The organism is Halorientalis litorea, assembly GCF_023028225.1.
In the GTDB taxonomy this organism is placed as follows: domain Archaea; phylum Halobacteriota; class Halobacteria; order Halobacteriales; family Haloarculaceae; genus Halorientalis; species Halorientalis litorea.
This window is the reverse complement of record NZ_CP095482.1, coordinates 2,702,514-2,718,594: the sequence shown is the minus strand read 5'-3', so window position 1 is coordinate 2,718,594 and position 16,081 is coordinate 2,702,514. Positions and strand designations below refer to the sequence as shown.

Below are 16,081 nucleotides of genomic sequence, written 5' to 3'. Positions count from 1 at the left end.
CGGCGAGAGGAACGCTTATTTGTCAGAGGGCGTTCGTTGGGGGAAATGAGCGATTCACGGAGCGGACAGCGGGCAGCTGGCGTCCACCGAATCGAGTTCGACGTGGACTGGGCACCGGGACACGTAGCGGCGTATCTGGTCGACTGTGTGGAGCCGATTCTCGTCGACGGCGGAATGACCGGCGAGGGAGCCGCCGACGAACTTCGGGCCTCCCTCGCGGACGTGGGCTACGACCCAAGCGACATCGAACATCTCGTCATCACCCACCCGCACACGGACCACGTCGGGCAGGTGCCGACGGTTCTGGACGCGGGCGACCCCACCGTCTACGCGCCAGCGACCGTCGAAGAGCGGTTCGGGCGCGACGTCGAGGCACTGTCGGGGCGCGTGCGCACGAACGCCCAAGCCGCGGGCGTGCAGGGCGACTACCTCGACGACGCAGTCGAGATGGCGGTCGGGTCTCTGAAACGGGACCGTGAACTCCTCCCGCCGGAGGCCGTGGACGTGTGGATAGAGCAAGGGGCGGCCGTCGACGTGGGCCAGTTCACGTTCGAGGCGACACACGTTCCGGGCCACCAAGCCGACCACCTCTGTTACGCCACGGATGTCGGTGACGAGCGGGTGTTGTTCGCTGGCGACATGGCACTCACGTCGTTCCGGTCCGTCGCACTCCACGACGGGTTCGACGACGGCTACGTCGACGGCGTCGACGCGTTCTACACGGCACTCGACCGCCTCTCGGACCTCGACGCCGACCGCGTCTTTACCGGCCACAACCCGACCCACACGGACCTCGAAGGAGCCATCGAGGACGACCGGGACAGCCTCGACCGACTGCTCTCCCGAACGCGGGACGGACTCGGCGACAGCGGGAAGACCGCACTCGAAATCGCCTTCCAGCGCGCGGGTGAGCGCGACATCCGGTATCTGGTCATCGAGACGGCCAGTGCCCTCGCCAAACTCGAACGCGACGGCGAAGCCGAAAGCGAGGTGGACGAACACGGCGTCCGTCGCTACACCGCAGCATGAGACAGCCCGACCACTGGGACGCGGTGTTTTTCGACATCGGCGGCGTCGTCGTCTCCCTCCCCTCCATCAGGCAGGGGTACGCCGACTTCCTCGCCGAGTTCGCCGCCGACCGGGGGCTCGACCCGGGCGAAGCTATCGAGGAGTGGCGCGCGGCACTCGGTGACTACTTCAACGCCGCCGACGGGACGGAGTACCTGCCCGCCCGTGACGGCTACCGCGAGGCGTTCCGTGCCATCACCCACGACGGACTCGACGACGAGGCGTGGGTACCCGGCTTCGAGGCGGCCACCGCCGCGGCGATGGCACCCGAACCCAGCGCAGTCGAGACGATTCGAGAACTGGCCGAGTACGACCTCCACCTGGGCATCGTCTCGGACATCGACACGTGGGAGGCCGAGCGGATGCTCGACGCCTTCGGCGTCGCCGACGCCTTCGACGCAATCACCACCTCCGAAGCCGTCGGCTACAAGAAACCCGACCGCCGGATGTTCGCCGACGCCCTCGACAAAGCGGGTGTCCCGCCGGGGCGTGCCCTCCACGTCGGCGACCGCTACGAACACGACATGCAGGGTGCGACGCGGACAGGCATCCAGACGGTGGCGTACAACGGGACTGCCACGGAAGCGGTCGCGGACGCGACACGCGACGGTCACCGGGTACTCGACGACCCGGCAGTCGACTACGCTGTCGAGGACCTGCGGGACTTGTTGGCCGTCGTCGGCCGCTCGGAGTAACCCGGAGCGGGGACGGGTCTCCGGCCCCAATATAGGGCGAGCCTGTTATCTAAGGGAGTAGCATTAACAGGGGGCTTTCCGAACGGAAGATTGTCATGGACTTTGGACTTGACGACAAGACCGCCCTCGTCACCGGGGGCGCGGGGCGTATCGGGAGCGAAGACTGTTACACACTCGCAGAGGAGGGTGCAGAGGTTGTCGTCCTCGACGTGAACAAGGACGGTGCCAAGGACGTCGCCGACGAAATCGAGGAGGACGGCGGCGACGCCATCGCCCTCGAGTGTGACCTGACCGACCGTGAGGCCGTCTCCGAGGCCGTCGAGGACCTGCAGGACGCCACCGGTGGCGTCGACATCCTCGTCAACAACGCCGGGATGGTCGACGCCGTCGGTACCGTCGGCGACCTCGACCCGGACATCTGGGACCGTGACATGACCATCAACCTCACGGGCACCTACAACATCACCCGCGAAATCTTCCCGAACATGTGTGACCGCGGGTTCGGCCGCATCATCACGATGTCCTCGCTCGCCGGGTGGGAGGGTGGCTACGGCCAGATTTCCTACTCCACGACGAAGGCCGGCCTCATCGGCTTCGGGAAGACCCTCGCGCTCGAAGGCGCGCCGGAGGGCGTCACCTCGAACATCCTCGCGCCGACCATCGTCGTCGGCGACCTCGCGGAACTACCCCACGACCAACTCGAGAACGTCAACGAGCACTGGGCCGACATCGCCCGTGCGACGCCGATGGACAAACTCGGCAAAGAGGAAGACGTGGCCAACCTCGTCGCCTACCTCTCCTCGGAGCAGGCCGAGTACATCACCGGGCAGGTGCTGGGCGTCACCGGCGGCGTCGACCTGTTCACCTACTAAATTTTACGTCGTCGGGTCGCGGCTTCGCCGCGACCACTCCTCGCAAAATTTAGTATAAAACTCCCCGGACGCTCGGCCGCCGGCCTCGCGTCCGGTAGGACACGGTGTACCGCCGACCGCTCGCTTCTCGGCCGTCCCGGACAGCCTCTCGAAGTCGACTCACTCCGGGGCGAGTGCCTGCACCGTCTCCATCGCCAAATCCGCGGCTTGGCGCGGGACGGTAACGATGGGAATGTCGACGGGGCCGTCCTGCAGTTCGGCCAGTTGCTCGCGGGCCTGTTCGGTCGTTCCGGCGACACCGAGTGCGGCCACCATCTCGTCGGTGACGGCCGCTTTCGCCGCGTCCCGGTCCCCCTCGCGCCAGTTCCCGGCCACGGCGTCCGCTTCGTCGGGGAACCGCTCGGCGACGGCCTTCCGGTAGCCCTCGCCGTTGCCGACGTAGTAGGCCACGTGGCCGCGGATGGCGTCGCGGGCCACGTCCGGGTCGTCGTCGCTGACCGCCGCCGGGACGTACGGCGCGACGGTGATGTCGGCGGGGTCACGGTCGGCTTCCCGAGCGTGGTCGGCGATGTAGTCGAAGGTGCCTTCGAGGTTCGGAAACGGAATGTTGTGGGGAATCCAGCCATCCGCGAGGCGGGCGACGACCCGGCGGTTGGCCGGTCCCATCGCGGCGTGGAACACCGGCACGTCCCGGCCGAGGGTCTCGAAGTCCTGCACCGAGATTACTTCACCCTCGTAGGAGACGCGCTCCTCGCTGTCCGAGAGGTACGCTTTGACCACTTCGATGACTTCGTGGGAGCGGCGCACGGGACGGTCGTACGCCACGCCGTGGAGGTCTTCGATGGCTTTGGGCGTGCTGACGCCGGTGCCGAGCGTCATCCGCCCGTCCGAGTAGCGGTCGACGGTCGCGGCGGCCATCGCCAGCACGGCGGGCGAGCGCGAGAACACGTTGGCGATTGCGGTCCCGACCCGAACGTCGTCGGTGGCGTCGGCGACGGCACCCAACTGGACGAACGCGTCGGCACCCCAGAGTTCGGGCACCCACACCGACCCGTAGCCGAGCGATTCAGCGGTCGTGGCGACGCCGACGGGGTCCAACACGTCCGCCGGTGGCAGGAGGAGTCCGGGCTTCATGCTGACTGCACAGGACCGCCCGGTACAAAAGTCCCCGTCCGGCTACTGCACGACGCCGTCGTCGCGGAGGGAGGCGAGCGTCGTCTCGTCGTAGCCAACGGCCGAGAGGACTGCCTCCGTGTGTTCGCCGTGTCCGGGTGCGGGGCCGTCCGCGGTACCCGCTTCGGAGGACTGTGCGGGGAAGCCGACGCGGGGCGCGCCGGTCGCCCGGTCGAGGAGTTCCCGCGCCGCCGCGCGCTCGCCGTCGAGCGATTCCGCGAGCGTCCGAACCGGTGCGACCATCGCCTCCACGTCGCCGAGTTCGGCCTCCCACTCGTCGCGGGTCTTCTCGGCGAAGATTTCGGCCAACTCCGCGCGGAGTGCCTCGCGTTCGGCCGCGTCGCCGGTCATATGTTTGTCCACGAGGTCCGGTCTGTCCACGGCCTCACAGAACGTCCGCCAGAACTTGGGTTCGAGAGCGGCGAGCGTGACGTAGCGGCCGTCGGCGGTCTCGTACACGTCGTACCACGGGAAGCCGCCGATCAGCGGTGCCTCGTCGGGTGCCGGCTGGTCGCCGGTCAACGCCTCGTAGGCCAGTGGTTGGGAGAACGACGTTACTACGTCGGTCATCGCCACGTCGACGTACTCGCCGCCGGTGTTACCCAGTTCTCGGGAGAGCAACGCGCCGACGATGCTGAACGCGGCGAACAGCCCCCCCGCCATGTCGCCGATGGGGTAGCCCGGAATTTGGGGCGGACTGTCGCGGTCCGAGCGAGTCATATCGAGCAGTCCGGCCATCCCGACGTAGTTCAGGTCGTGCCCGACCCGGTCGGCGTCCGGGCCGGTCTGTCCGAACCCCGACAGCGAGCAGTAGACGACATCGGGGTTGACCTCACGGACGGCCTCGTAGTCGACACCCAACCGGTCCACGACGCCCGGGCGGAACTGCTCGAACACCACGTCGGCCGTCTCGGCGAGTTCCAGGAACGCCTCGCGGCCCCGTTCGTCCTTCAAATCGAGCGCGACGCTTCGCTTCCCGCGGTTGACGGCGTCGAAGATGGCTCCCGTGCCGTCGTCCGTGTACGGCGGCATCAGCCGGGCGTAGTCGCCCCCACCCGTGTCTTCGATTTTGATAATCTCTGCCCCCGCGTCGGCGAGGAGTTGCGTCGCGTACGGCCCCGGCAGTAGCCGTGAGAGGTCGAGTACCCGAACACCATCCAATCGCATGTCCGACTCCACTGACGTCAGCGCAATAAGTCCACCCCCGGACGAGTGTCGCCTCCCGGTGTCTCGTGAGCAGACACCTCGTGACTGCCGATAAACACAACACGGGATTTAAGTTGCCGTCGGTGTAGTCCCGTACCATGGCAACAGAGGGCACACAGCCGCCGGGTGGCGTCAGTTTCGACACGACAGAAGAGACGAGCCTCATCCTCGACAGTCTGGACGAGTTCATCGAACAGGAGGTCGAGCCGGTCGAACAGGAGTTGGGCGAGACGTGGACGAATCCACGCCTGCGCCACGAGGACGACGGTCGGTTGGTCCCCGAGGTACAGGAGGCCATCCAGACGGTCCGAAAGCGGAGTGCCGACGCGGGCTTTTACGCGATGAACCTCCCCGAGGACGTGGGCGGCGAGAACGTCTCGAACGTGACGTGGTACCGGGCGAAACGCCACGTCGCCAGCCACGGGACGGGGCTGACGGAGTTCGTTCTCGCGGGACCGGAGGGGCCGAAGCCGCTCCTGATGCAGGCCGAGGGTGAGCAAGTCGAAGAGTACCTGAAGCCCGCCGTGCGGGGCGAGAAATCCACGGCGTTCGCACAGACCGAACCGGGCGTCGGGTCGGACTCGCCGAGCATGTCCACGTCGGCCGAGAAGGACGGCGACGAGTGGGTCCTGAACGGGCGCAAGCAGTGGATTACGAACGGCCCGTACGCGGACTTCGTGCAGGTGTTCGCACGGACGACGCCCCAGGAGGACGCCGGCCGGTACGGCGGCATCTCCTGTTTCATCGTCGAGGACGACGAGTTCGAAATCGGGTCACTGAACAACGCCGTCGGGATGGAGGGGCTCCAGGCCGAACTCGTCTTCGACGACGTGCGTCTGTCCGAGGACCGAGTACTCGGCCAACCCGACGCCGCCTTCTACAACGCGATGGACTTCCTCTCGCTGGGTCGGTTGGAACTCGGTGCGGAGGCTGTCGGCCTCGCGGAGAACCTCATCGACCACGGCGTCCAGTACGCGAACGACCGGGAGGCATTCGGCCGCCCCATCGGGAAGTTCCAGGGCATCTCACACAAGATAGCGAAGGCCCGGGCGAAGACGTACGCGGCCGACGCCGCCGGTTTGCGGTTGGCGTGGTCGATGGACGAGGGCGACCAGGCCATCGAGGAGTCCTCGATTTTCAAATGGTTCGCCACGAACGCCCTCTGGGAGACGGCGGACGACATCGTGGGGGTCCACGGCGGCAACGGCGTCGCCGAGGACAACCCGTTCATGGACCACCTCCAAATGGCCCGCATCCTCCGCATCGTCGAGGGCACCGACGAGATACAACTCAACACCATCGCCAAGCAACTCGGCCTGCCCTGACACCTAAGACGCGGGCCGACGAATCACAGGACATGACGCTTTTGGTCCCCTACGACGGGTCGGCACTCTCGCGGACGGCCCTCGAACGGGCGACGGAGTTCGCGGCGTACCGCGACGAGGAGGTGCTGGCACTGACTATCGTCCCCGAGGACGAGGAGTTCGCGCGCGAACGGGGCTGGGTCGACGAGGGCGAGAGCGTCGACTTCGACGCGCTCTGTGACCGGTTAGAGCGGGAAATCCGGGACATCGCACCGTCGGCCACCGTCGTCTGTCGGCGGCCCGAACCGAGCGACTCGTTCACGGCGACGCTCATCGACGACGTGACCCGAACTATCCGCGAGATGGCCGACGAGTCCGACGCGTCCATCGTGTTCATCGGGAGCGAGAACGCGGGCCGCGTCTCGACGCCCGTCACCAGCGTCGGCAGTCCCATCTCGGAGGACCCGCGATACGACGTCCACATCGTCCGCCACACCGAATGAGCGGACACGCGTCGCGTTAGGTTATAAATATCCGAATATCATAGGTAAAATCAATTTACGTACCGTCTCGAAAACAGTCGGCCACCAGTGAGTTGCGGACTCCCCACTCACTGGTGCGGTTCTGAGCGAGCGAGCGGCGGCCACGTCGACCCGAGTCGGACGGGGAGTTTTTCACCGTCCACCATCGAACACTGGGCATGACTGTGGACGAATCGGAAATCGAGTTCGTCGCGCGGGCCATCGCCGACAGCGGCGACGTCGTCGCGCTGTCCGGAGCCGGGGTCAGCACGGCGTCGGGCATCCCGGACTTCCGAGGTGACGACGGCCTCTGGGAGCGACACGACCCGATGGACTTCCACATCGACCGATTCCGGGCGGACCCCGACGGCTTCTGGGCGGACCGGGTGGCACTGCAGGACGCGCTCTACGAGGACGGTGTGGGGCCGAACCCCGCCCACCACGCGCTGGCCGACATCGAGGACGCCGGCCACCTCGATACACTCGTCACCCAGAACATCGACGGACTGCATCAGGAGGCGGGGTCCGAGGAAGTCATCGAGATTCACGGCTCCGCCGCCCGCGTCGTCTGTCAGGACTGTTCGCGGCGGGTCGACGCGGACCCAGTGATGGACCGCGCCCGCGACGGTGACCTCCCGCCGACCTGTGAGGAGTGCGATGGGATACTCAAACCCGACACCGTGCTGTTCGGGGAGCAACTGCCCGAACACGCGCTGTTGCGGTCCCACGCGGCGGCGGAGTCGGCCGACCTCTTTCTGGTCGTCGGGTCCTCGTTGACCGTCGAACCCGCGGCCTCGCTCCCCCGGGAGGCGGCACAGCGGGGCGCGACGCTCGTGGTGAACAACCTCGACTCGACGCCGCTCTCCGACCGGGCGGAGTACGACTTCCGTGCCGACGTGACCGACGTGTTGCCCCGCGTCCGGGACGAACTCGTCGGTTGACGCGAGCGGCCCCGAACGGCCACACCGCCCCCTACGCTTTTACTCCGGGGTGCCGTGGTGATGCCTGCCATGGAGTACGAAGTACTCGACACGGAGGACGTACCGGTAACAGACCTCTCGGAGATCGAGGCGGTGCCGCCGGACCTGAACATCCGGCCCGTCGGGGAGACGATGGGACTCGAAGAGATGAACGTCACGCTGTGGCACTTCGAACCGGACGACGAGATACAGTACCACGCACACAGCGAACAGGAGGAGTTCTACTACGTCGTCGAAGGCGAGTTCTCGCTGAAACTCGGCCGGTCGGGCGAAGAGGAGTTCGTGGAAGTCGGGCCGGGCGCGTTCTGGGCCGCCGGCCCGGAAGTCGGCCACGGCCACCGCTACGTCGGCGACGACGAGGGGGTCGTGCTGGCCATCGGTGCCCCGCCCGTCGAGGACCCGGGGCTGGACCCACACAGTCTGGACGAGTGAGGGCGGACCGAACCGCTCAGGCGTAGGTCTTGTTCACGTATTCGAGGATGCGCTCGGACTCGGCCATCGTGACACCGGTATCGTCGTCGACGACGACAGGGACTTGCCGTTGGCCGGAGACGCGAGCCACCTCGTTCCGCTTGGAGTGGAGTCCCTCGACCCAGACCGTCTCGTAGTCGATGTCGAGTTCCTCCAGTCGGTCCATCACGAGTTCACAGTAGGGGCACCCTTCGAGTTGGTACAGTGTAAGCGACATACCCACCGGTAGGGGCCAACACGTCTAAAGCCTCGGGGTGTCGCCGCGTTCGGTGCCGTGACGAGGGTTTTTGTGACGGGCGGTCCACGAGGTGGTATGCCACCGACAGAGGGCGAGACTGTCCCGGACTTCGAGGCACTGCTTTGTGACGGTGAGACGTTCCGTTCGACCCGCCTCTCCGACGCACTCGGTGAGCGTGGCGGCGTCCTCGTCTCGACGGGGTTCGTCCACAGTGCCATCGCCCAGAACTGGTGGAAACGCTTCGAGAAGTACGGGTGGCACGAGTTCGACGGCGTCCCAGTCTTGGGGTTCAGCCGTGACGGACCGTACGCCCAAAACGAGTTCCTCCGCTGGTTGGGCGTCGACGCCTTCCGGACCTTCGCGGACGTGAACGGCGGCATCTCCGAGAGGCTAGACCTCCTGACCGACCGACACCACATGGCGAACGTCTCGACACCGTGGCGGTCGGTGTTCGTCCTCGACCCGGACCGCAACGCCGAGTTCGCCTACGTGGCCGACGAGTGGATAGCACCGCTCCCCCACGAGGAAGTCGAGGCGGCCGTCGCCGACCTCTAGGGTTGGAGTTCGTCGTGGCCGAACTCGTGCCCACAGGCTCCACAGCGGTACGTCCCGATACCGACCTTCCGAACGGGCCGAACCCGGTCACACGACGGACAGCCGATATCGACGAGTAGCGTCACAATCGGAGGGGCGTCCGCCAGCGGCTTGAGTGTCCCGCCCGCGACGGTCACGGGACGCCGGCAGGCCGAATCAGTGACGCCCGCGTTTTAAGATGCCGTCCGCCGTATAGTGTGACGTATGCCTGACGTAGGAGACGAAGCCCCCGATTTCACTGTATCGCGCGCTCACGACGGCGACCCCGAACCGTTCACGCTCTCCGAGCACTTGGACGATGCCCCCCTCGTGCTGGCGTTCTTCCCCGGCGCGTTCACGCCGCCGTGTAAGGAGGAGATGAGTCACTTCCAAGACGACATCGACGCCTACCGCGAGATGGGCGCGACGCTGTACGGTATCAGCGTCGACTCGCCGTTCGCACAGAAGGCGTTCCGCGAGGAGAACGGCTTCGAGTTCGACATGCTCAGCGATACGAACAAGGAGGTCATCGACGCCTACGACGTGGAGATAGACTTCGCGGACATGGGCTACTACGGCCTCGCACAGCGGGCCGTCTTCGTCGTCGACAGCGACGGCGAAATCACGTACAAGTGGGTCGCCGACGACCCCCACACCCAACCCGACTTCGAGGCAGTGCAGGACGCGGTCGAGGCCTCCGCCTGAGAGTTTAGTCGTCGGCGACGGGCCGTGACCCGTCGCCCTCCGCTTGCGCCGCCCACAGCGACGCGTATTCGCCCTCGGCGGCCAAGAGGTCGGCGTGGGTTCCCGACTCGACGATTTCGCCGTCGTCCATCACGACGATGCGGTCGGCGTCCTTGATAGTCGAGAGTCGGTGCGCGATGACGAACGCGGTCCGGTCCTCGATGAGGCGGTCCAGACTCTCCTGAATGCGGTCCTCCGTCTCGGTGTCCACGTCGCTCGTCGCCTCGTCGAACACGACGATTGCGGGGTCGTTGAGCAGTGCCCGCGCGATGGCGACCCGCTGGCGTTGCCCACCCGAGAGTTTGACGCCGCGCTCGCCCACCTGCGTGTCGTAACCGTCGGGCAGGTCGGTGACGAACTCGTGGGCCGCGGCGGCGCGAGCGGCCTCCCGGACCTGTTCGCGCACGTCCGCCTCCGCGACACCGGGGTCGGCCCGCCCGCTCTCGACGGCCAAGGCGAGTTCGTCGCCGTAGGCGATGTTCTCGGCGACGGTGCCCGAGAACAGGTACGGGTTCTGCTCGACGATGGCGACTTCCTCACGGAGTGCCCGCAGGTCGTACTCGCGCACGTCGACACCGTCGACGCTCACCGCCCCCGCGTCCACGTCGTAGAGCCGGGGGACGAGTTTCAACAACGTCGATTTGCCCGCCCCGGTCTCGCCCGCCAGTCCGACCGTGGTGCCCGCGGGCACGTCGAGCGACACGTCCCGAATCACCGGGTCGTCCTCGCGGTAGCCGAACGTCACGCCGTCGAACGTGACCTCCCCCGCGACCGACTCGGGTCGATGCGGGACCTCGGGTGAGGTCAGGTCGGGGTCACGCCCGAGCAGGCCGAACACGCGCTCGGCACTCGACTTGGCGAGTTGGTACTTGTTCGCTGACTTGCCGATGCGGCGCATCGGCGAGTAGAGGCGGCGGAGATAGAGGAAAAAGAGCGCGAACGCACCGGCCGAGAGCGCGGCCCCCTCGCCGGTCCCGAGGACGATGATGTCGCGGCCGCCGACGTAGAGGACGAGGACGAACACGACGCCCGTGAGCAGGCGGAGGCCGGCGAAGAAGGCCCGGCGGATGCGGAGCGCGGCTACCTTCTCGTCGTGGTACTGTTGGCTCTGTGTCGCCACCCGGTCGCGCTCGAACTCGTAGCGGTTGAACGCCTTGACGACGGCGACGCCACCGAGGTTGTTCTCCAGACGGGTGTTCAGCCGCGCCACCGTCTCGCGGATGGACTTGTAGCGTGGCTCTATCCACGTCAGGAACCGCCCCGACGCCAGCCCGATGATGGGGACCGGTGCGAGCGCGATGAGGGCGAGTTTCACCGAGTACGTCGAGAGGATGTACGCGATACCACCCACCGTCGCCAGCATCCGGATGAACTGCCGGAACTCCGTGTTGAGGAACTGCTCCAGTCTGTTGATGTCGCTGTTGAGAATCGAGAGCATCCCGCCGGTCTGGTGGTCGGTGAAAAAGCCCAGCGAGAGGTGTTGGAGGTGGTCGTACGTGTCGTTTCTGAGGTCACGTTGTATCTTCTGAGCCGTCGCCTGAATGAGATAGCGCGAGCCGAATCGGCTCACGGAGCGGACGAGGTAGGCGACGACGGCGATGAGGACTAACCGCTCCAGCAGGGCGATTCGGGCCGCCTCGCCGGCGATTTCGCCGCCCGGGACCAGCCCCACGTCCGAGAGGAGGCCGGGGTCGCCCTGTTGGAGGACGACGCGGTCGATGGCGACGGCGACGACGAGCGGCGGGACGAGACGAGCGAAACGGGTCAGGAAGGAGGCGACGACGCCCACGGTGAGCGTGAGCCAGTACGGGCGCGCGTAGCCGAGCAGGTTCAGAATCGGGTGGCCGTCCACGTTCTCGCGAACGTCTTCGAACCCGCCGTGCTCGTCGGCCATGTCCACGCAAAGCGGTTCGACTCGGAAATATGGCGCGAAGTCGGCCCACGGCAGGAACGTGTCGGCCGTCCTACCGCACAACACGTATATAAGCCGAGGTGGCCTAACCCAACTGTGGCGAAGCCCCTCCGATTCCGACGGTCCACGGGTAACTGGACCCTCGCACGCGTTCGCAACGATATCCTGCAGCCCCTCGACTCGAACCTCGGCGCGGAGATGACACGCCCGTGGTACGCTGGTCCCGACGGATACGACTGTCGTCGCTTCGAGATGGACAACGGCGACATCGCGCTGTTCTGCTGGAACGGTAGCGGCTACTGGCTCGGCAACACCGAGACGCCGAGTACGCTCTGGCGGACGAACAAGTTCAGTTTTGCGGAGGTACCCGACGCGGTGTCCGAGTGGGCCGAGCGCGAACTCCTCGCCCAATTACACGAAGAGTCCCCGTGGCTCGCGGAGTATCCGCACATCTCCGAGTTCTTCCTGCCCGTCCTGCTCTCGAAGGACGGCCGACACACCTCCCGGGAGTTCCTCAGAGAGTACGCCGCGGGGTTCCCGGACACGGACCCCGAGGACGGGTTGGCCTACTACGAGGAGTTGCTCGCGTCCGGCGCGCTCGACGACCGGCACGTGATGGCCGGGAAACTCGGGACGAGCGAACATCTCAACCTCGGGCGGATGCGGTCGGCCATGAGCGAGTTCACCGTAGCGAAACTCCTGCACGAACAGGGGTACGACGTGACCCCCGAAATCGAAGTCTCGACGGGCCACTCCATCGACTTCCGGGCCGACGAGAACGGCACCGGGACGCTCGTCGAGGTGACCCGGCCGCAACCGCCCGAGACGCGGGCGGCGTCCTCCGCCGTCACGTCCATCCGCGAGACGGCAGAGACGAAGACGAGCGGCCAGTTGGCCGCCCACGACGGGGGTGTCGTGTTGTTCGTTGACTGTTCCTCGTTCTCCGACGCACAGTGGCGCGACATCGTCCGGGAACGACCGGAGGTGCGCCACCGCCCCGCCGTCGTCTTCCGGGTCCGCCCCGGGCGGCCCGTCGAGGGCTACACCAAGGGGTCGGTCCCCATCGCACTCCCCGACGGCGTCGACGCCGAGTAAGCGGCCGCCGCTCACTCCGCTTCGACGAGTTCGTACGACCGCTCGCCGAGTTCGTCCTCCTCGAAGACGAACACGCGGCCGTCGACGGGTCGCTCCGTCTCGACGGTGACGCGGTGTTGCTCGTTGCGAACGGTCACGCCGGGGAACACCGTCGTCTCCTCGTCGACGTCGAGCAACACGCGGCCGACGCCGGTGTCCTTCAGGATGTCGTCGTACGTCGTGCGGTCGTTGACGTAGGTCAACACGCCCTCGGACTCGGACTCGTCAGTGACGAGGACGTGAACGTCCTTGCCGGGTGCCGTCTTCACGTGCCCTTCGCACTTCTTCGGGACGCCCCGGTAGAACACGTCCCGTCCGTCCGCGTACTCCACCTCGATGCCGTCCTCGGTGAGCGAGACGGGGAGCGTCGCCGGTGAAATCTCCTCTCGGATGGTCATGTCGGTCGGTTCCGTCCGCGTCGTCAAAGGCCCGTCGAACGACTCAGACGAACAACACCGCGAGCGTCGCCCACCCGGCGACGAGCGTCAGGAGGACGGAGAGTCCTTCCGAGGCCAGCGTGACGGGGCCAGCGGCTTCGATGGACCGGTCCGCGCTGACCGTCTGCGCGTCCTGAAATACCTGTACGTCGCCGCCGCTCGGGACGGCCCAGACGGCCAACGCGACGACGAGGACTGCGACGGGGACGGAGTCGGGACCGAGCGACACCGCCGCGTCGAGAACCCACGCCACGGTGGGGAAGACCAGCATCGGTCCGACGGCGGCGAGGCGGATGGCCCACGTCGGCGTCCCCGCGGTGAGTGTCCCGGACACGCGGCCCAGCGCGACGGTGCCGGCCGGTACCGCGCCGTCCCGGGGCGCGACTGTCAGCGTCAGCGAGTCGCGCCACGGCCACAGGACGGCGTAGTGAACCAGTTCGTGTGGCAGGAGCAGGCCCGACAACAGTACGCGAAGTCGCCCGTCCACACCGTCGCTTGGGCCGACGACGACAAAAACCCACGCTCGGACCGCAACCACCACAAGTAAGTACCGAGGTGCGCGAGGGGAAATCGATGGACGGTCGGGCACGCGCACCGGCGGCGGGGACGGTACTGAACGCGCTGGCGACGGGCACGGGGTCCGCGTTCGCCATCGACGAGTACACCACCGCCACGGTCGAGTTGACCGACGACGCGGGTGTGACGGGAACCGTCGCGGCGGAACCCGACGCCGACACGCGTCTGATAGAGCGGTGTGTCGAACTCGTGACCGACCGGTTCGGCGACGGCGAGGGCGGGACGGTTCGTACAGAGAGCGACGTGCCGATGGCGTCCGGCCTGAAGAGTTCGAGTGCCGCCGCCAACGCGACGGTGTTGGCGACGCTCGACGCACTCGACGCCGCCGACGCTATCTCGCGCGAGGACGCCTGTCGCCTCGGCGTCACGGCCGCACGGGACGCGGGCGTAACCGTCACCGGCGCGTTCGACGACGCGAGCGCGAGTATGCTCGGCGGCGTGACGGTGACCGACAACGACGAGGACGAACTGCTGGCCCGCGAGGAGGTCGACTGGGACGTGTTGGTCTGGACGCCGCCGGAACGCTCGTTCAGCGCGGACGCCGACGTGGCGCGGTGCCGACAGGTCGCCCCGATGGCTGAACTGGTCGCTGACCTCGCGTTGGACGGGGACTACGGCCGCGCGATGACGGTCAACGGCCTCGCGTTCTGTGCGGCACTCGACTTCCCGACCGACCCGCTCGTCGAGGCGATGGGCCGCGTCGCCGGCGTCTCGCTCTCGGGGACCGGGCCGAGTTTCACCGCCGTCGGCGAGCGAGACGCACTCGAAACACTGCAGGACGTTTGGAACGACAGAGAGGGTACGACATGGCTAACAACGACACAGACGGACGGAACCCGGAGGATATGAGTCTCGACGAACTCCGCGAGGAGATACAGACCATCGACCGCGAACTCGTCGAACTCATCGCACAGCGCACGTACGTGGCAGAGACCATCGCGGCCGTGAAAGACGAGCAGGGTCTCCCGACGACCGACGAACAGCAGGAACAGGCCGTGATGGACCGGGCCGGCGAGAACGCCGAGCGGTTCAACGTGGACTCGAACCTCGTGAAGGCGGTGTTCCGCCTGCTCATCGAGTTGAACAAGGTCGAACAGCGGGACAGTCGCTGACTGCCGATTCGCGGCCGCTCAGTACTCCCAAAGCCGTTCGACCCGGGGCGCGATGTCGGGGTACTCGCTCCGGAGCGTCGTGGTGTCCGTCTCGCCGTCCACGTTGCTTACGTGAATTTCACCGCGCTGTCCGGAATACACGTCTTGGAAGTCGTAGACGGCACCGACGACAGTCACGTCGCTCGGCACGTCGTCGCTCGCCCGGAGGAACTCGACTTGGCTGTCGACGTTGTACTCGACGAGGCGGTTTATCGCGCCTGCCCGGTTCACGGTTTCGGGGAGTGCCTCGACGCCCGGTTCGAGACGCGGTTGCAGGATATCGAGGCAGTGTTGGATGCCCGGTGGCTCCGAGAGGCTACCAGTGATGGCGTCGTACGTGGCTGTGACCGCGCCACACCCCGTATGGCCGACGACGACGGCGGTGTCCGTGCCGGTGTGTGCGATGGGATAGAGCACGTCACCAGAGACTGCCTCGCCCGAGGCGGTCCGCTGGACGACGCGGTTCCCGATGTTGGAACAGGTGAAGATGCGGCCGGGTTCGTCGTTGCCCCAGATGTGGTCCTGCAGGACGCGCGAGTCCGAACAGCAGACGGTCACCACGTCGGGATGCTGGGCGTCCTGTAGGTTGTCGAACCGGGACCGAAACGCGGCCGCGTGGTCGGCGTTTCGGTCCAGCAATTCGACGAGAGTCTGCATACGGAGGTGACTCTCGACGCTTCAAATGAGTTTTCGGTTCCGCGCTCCGGACGTATCGGCGACAGGTTACAGCGTGAACTCGTCGTTACCGGGTTCGTCGCGCATCGCGGGGTCCTGCTGGTCGGCGACGGACTGCTGGAAGATGTCCTCGCCGGCCGCCTCCGTCTCCGCCTCCTCGGCGGGGCCGTAGGCGGACACGCCGCGCGTGAGGAGTGCTTCCACGGCTTCGTCCCAGTTGACGAACTCTCCTTGTGCGACCATCTGTTCGATGTCGGTCTGAACACGGTCCGACAGTTCGACTTCGACGCGAGCCATACGGGTACTGCGGCCGTCAGTCGTGTAAGCCTTCGGTCTGCGTCGTGAGGTGAG

General features: G+C 66.7%; 21 protein-coding genes. 12 read left to right on the top strand and 9 right to left on the bottom strand.

The genetic code is table 11. The features are described from left to right. Window positions 1-45: 45 nt before the first annotated feature. The 3 genes from MUG95_RS14515 (at window position 46) to MUG95_RS14505 (ending at window position 2,635) form a co-directional block, all read left to right on the top strand. Window positions 46-1,029 carry an MBL fold metallo-hydrolase gene (locus tag MUG95_RS14515; RefSeq protein ID WP_247008935.1) on the top strand — a complete coding sequence of 328 codons (984 nt, stop codon included), beginning with the start codon at window positions 46-48 and terminating at the stop codon, window positions 1,027-1,029. Continuing rightward, the gene (locus tag MUG95_RS14510) at window positions 1,026-1,763 is read left to right on the top strand and encodes an HAD family hydrolase (RefSeq protein ID WP_247008934.1); all 738 of its coding nucleotides are present in this window, start codon (window positions 1,026-1,028) and stop codon (window positions 1,761-1,763) included. The genes MUG95_RS14515 and MUG95_RS14510 overlap by 4 nt, the downstream gene beginning before the upstream one ends. Before the next feature lie 95 nt (window positions 1,764-1,858). Further along, the gene (locus MUG95_RS14505) at window positions 1,859-2,635 is read left to right on the top strand and encodes an SDR family NAD(P)-dependent oxidoreductase (protein WP_247008933.1); all 777 of its coding nucleotides are present in this window, start codon (window positions 1,859-1,861) and stop codon (window positions 2,633-2,635) included. Between the two features lie 159 nt (window positions 2,636-2,794). Here MUG95_RS14505 and MUG95_RS14500 read toward each other — a convergent pair whose 3' ends face one another. Beyond that, complete coding sequence (locus MUG95_RS14500) at window positions 2,795-3,769, bottom strand: LLM class flavin-dependent oxidoreductase (RefSeq protein WP_247008932.1); 975 nt, start codon at window positions 3,767-3,769, stop codon at window positions 2,795-2,797. A 42-nt stretch (window positions 3,770-3,811) separates the two neighbouring features. Beyond that, the gene (locus tag MUG95_RS14495; RefSeq protein ID WP_247008931.1) at window positions 3,812-4,975 is read right to left on the bottom strand and encodes a CaiB/BaiF CoA transferase family protein; all 1,164 of its coding nucleotides are present in this window, start codon (window positions 4,973-4,975) and stop codon (window positions 3,812-3,814) included. A 137-nt stretch (window positions 4,976-5,112) separates the two neighbouring features. Between MUG95_RS14495 and MUG95_RS14490 the strand changes: the two genes are divergently transcribed. From MUG95_RS14490 to MUG95_RS14475, 4 genes are all read left to right on the top strand, one after another. Beyond that, window positions 5,113-6,339 (top strand): acyl-CoA dehydrogenase family protein, encoded by a 1,227-nt coding sequence (locus MUG95_RS14490; protein WP_247008930.1) that lies wholly within the window; start codon window positions 5,113-5,115, stop codon window positions 6,337-6,339. Between the two features lie 32 nt (window positions 6,340-6,371). After that, a complete protein-coding gene (locus MUG95_RS14485) occupies window positions 6,372-6,821 on the top strand; it encodes a universal stress protein (protein ID WP_247008929.1) in 450 nt (149 codons plus the stop codon). A gap of 197 nt (window positions 6,822-7,018) precedes the next feature. After that, complete coding sequence (locus MUG95_RS14480; protein WP_247008928.1) at window positions 7,019-7,780, top strand: NAD-dependent deacylase; 762 nt, start codon at window positions 7,019-7,021, stop codon at window positions 7,778-7,780. A 69-nt stretch (window positions 7,781-7,849) separates the two neighbouring features. Next, the gene (locus MUG95_RS14475; protein WP_247008927.1) at window positions 7,850-8,251 is read left to right on the top strand and encodes a cupin domain-containing protein; all 402 of its coding nucleotides are present in this window, start codon (window positions 7,850-7,852) and stop codon (window positions 8,249-8,251) included. A 16-nt stretch (window positions 8,252-8,267) separates the two neighbouring features. Here the strand turns inward: MUG95_RS14475 and MUG95_RS14470 are convergent, their stop codons facing one another. Further along, a complete protein-coding gene (locus MUG95_RS14470; RefSeq protein WP_247008926.1) occupies window positions 8,268-8,507 on the bottom strand; it encodes a glutathione S-transferase N-terminal domain-containing protein in 240 nt (79 codons plus the stop codon). A gap of 96 nt (window positions 8,508-8,603) precedes the next feature. On the opposite strand from MUG95_RS14470, the gene MUG95_RS14465 reads away from it, so the two are divergent. Beyond that, the gene (locus MUG95_RS14465) at window positions 8,604-9,083 is read left to right on the top strand and encodes a redoxin domain-containing protein (RefSeq protein WP_247008925.1); all 480 of its coding nucleotides are present in this window, start codon (window positions 8,604-8,606) and stop codon (window positions 9,081-9,083) included. Here MUG95_RS14465 and MUG95_RS16920 read toward each other — a convergent pair. Next, entirely contained in the window at window positions 9,080-9,208 is a 129-nt protein-coding gene (locus MUG95_RS16920; protein ID WP_256463858.1) for an eL43 family ribosomal protein, read from the bottom strand. The genes MUG95_RS14465 and MUG95_RS16920 overlap by 4 nt on opposite strands. A gap of 118 nt (window positions 9,209-9,326) precedes the next feature. On the opposite strand from MUG95_RS16920, the gene MUG95_RS14460 reads away from it, so the two are divergent. After that, window positions 9,327-9,806, top strand: coding sequence for a redoxin domain-containing protein (locus tag MUG95_RS14460; protein ID WP_247008924.1), 480 nt, complete (start codon window positions 9,327-9,329; stop codon window positions 9,804-9,806). Window positions 9,807-9,810: 4 nt separating this feature from the next. Here the strand turns inward: MUG95_RS14460 and MUG95_RS14455 are convergent, their stop codons facing one another. Further along, window positions 9,811-11,739: an ABC transporter ATP-binding protein gene (locus MUG95_RS14455; RefSeq protein WP_247008923.1), complete on the bottom strand. Its 1,929-nt coding sequence runs from the start codon at window positions 11,737-11,739 to the stop codon at window positions 9,811-9,813. A gap of 114 nt (window positions 11,740-11,853) precedes the next feature. Between MUG95_RS14455 and MUG95_RS14450 the strand changes: the two genes are divergently transcribed. After that, window positions 11,854-12,852, top strand: a complete 999-nt coding sequence (locus tag MUG95_RS14450) for a DUF5784 family protein (protein WP_247008922.1) — start codon at window positions 11,854-11,856, stop codon at window positions 12,850-12,852. 11 nt (window positions 12,853-12,863) lie between these two features. Here the strand turns inward: MUG95_RS14450 and MUG95_RS14445 are convergent, their stop codons facing one another. After that, window positions 12,864-13,289: a DUF5796 family protein gene (locus tag MUG95_RS14445; RefSeq protein ID WP_247008921.1), complete on the bottom strand. Its 426-nt coding sequence runs from the start codon at window positions 13,287-13,289 to the stop codon at window positions 12,864-12,866. A 43-nt stretch (window positions 13,290-13,332) separates the two neighbouring features. Next, complete coding sequence (locus tag MUG95_RS14440; protein ID WP_247008920.1) at window positions 13,333-13,815, bottom strand: hypothetical protein; 483 nt, start codon at window positions 13,813-13,815, stop codon at window positions 13,333-13,335. 86 nt (window positions 13,816-13,901) lie between these two features. Between MUG95_RS14440 and MUG95_RS14435 the strand changes: the two genes are divergently transcribed. Then, entirely contained in the window at window positions 13,902-14,753 is an 852-nt protein-coding gene (locus MUG95_RS14435) for a shikimate kinase (RefSeq protein WP_247008919.1), read from the top strand. Further along, on the top strand, window positions 14,711-15,016 hold the full coding sequence (locus MUG95_RS14430; RefSeq protein ID WP_372608178.1) for a chorismate mutase: 306 nt from the start codon (window positions 14,711-14,713) through the stop codon (window positions 15,014-15,016). Before MUG95_RS14435 ends, MUG95_RS14430 begins: the two co-directional genes overlap by 43 nt. Window positions 15,017-15,034: 18 nt before the next feature. Here the strand turns inward: MUG95_RS14430 and MUG95_RS14425 are convergent, their stop codons facing one another. Both MUG95_RS14425 and MUG95_RS14420 read right to left on the bottom strand, forming a co-directional pair. After that, the gene (locus MUG95_RS14425; protein WP_247008917.1) at window positions 15,035-15,712 is read right to left on the bottom strand and encodes a carbonic anhydrase; all 678 of its coding nucleotides are present in this window, start codon (window positions 15,710-15,712) and stop codon (window positions 15,035-15,037) included. Window positions 15,713-15,778: 66 nt separating this feature from the next. Beyond that, window positions 15,779-16,027 carry a DUF7120 family protein gene (locus MUG95_RS14420; protein ID WP_247008916.1) on the bottom strand — a complete coding sequence of 83 codons (249 nt, stop codon included), beginning with the start codon at window positions 16,025-16,027 and terminating at the stop codon, window positions 15,779-15,781. Window positions 16,028-16,081 lie beyond the last annotated feature (54 nt).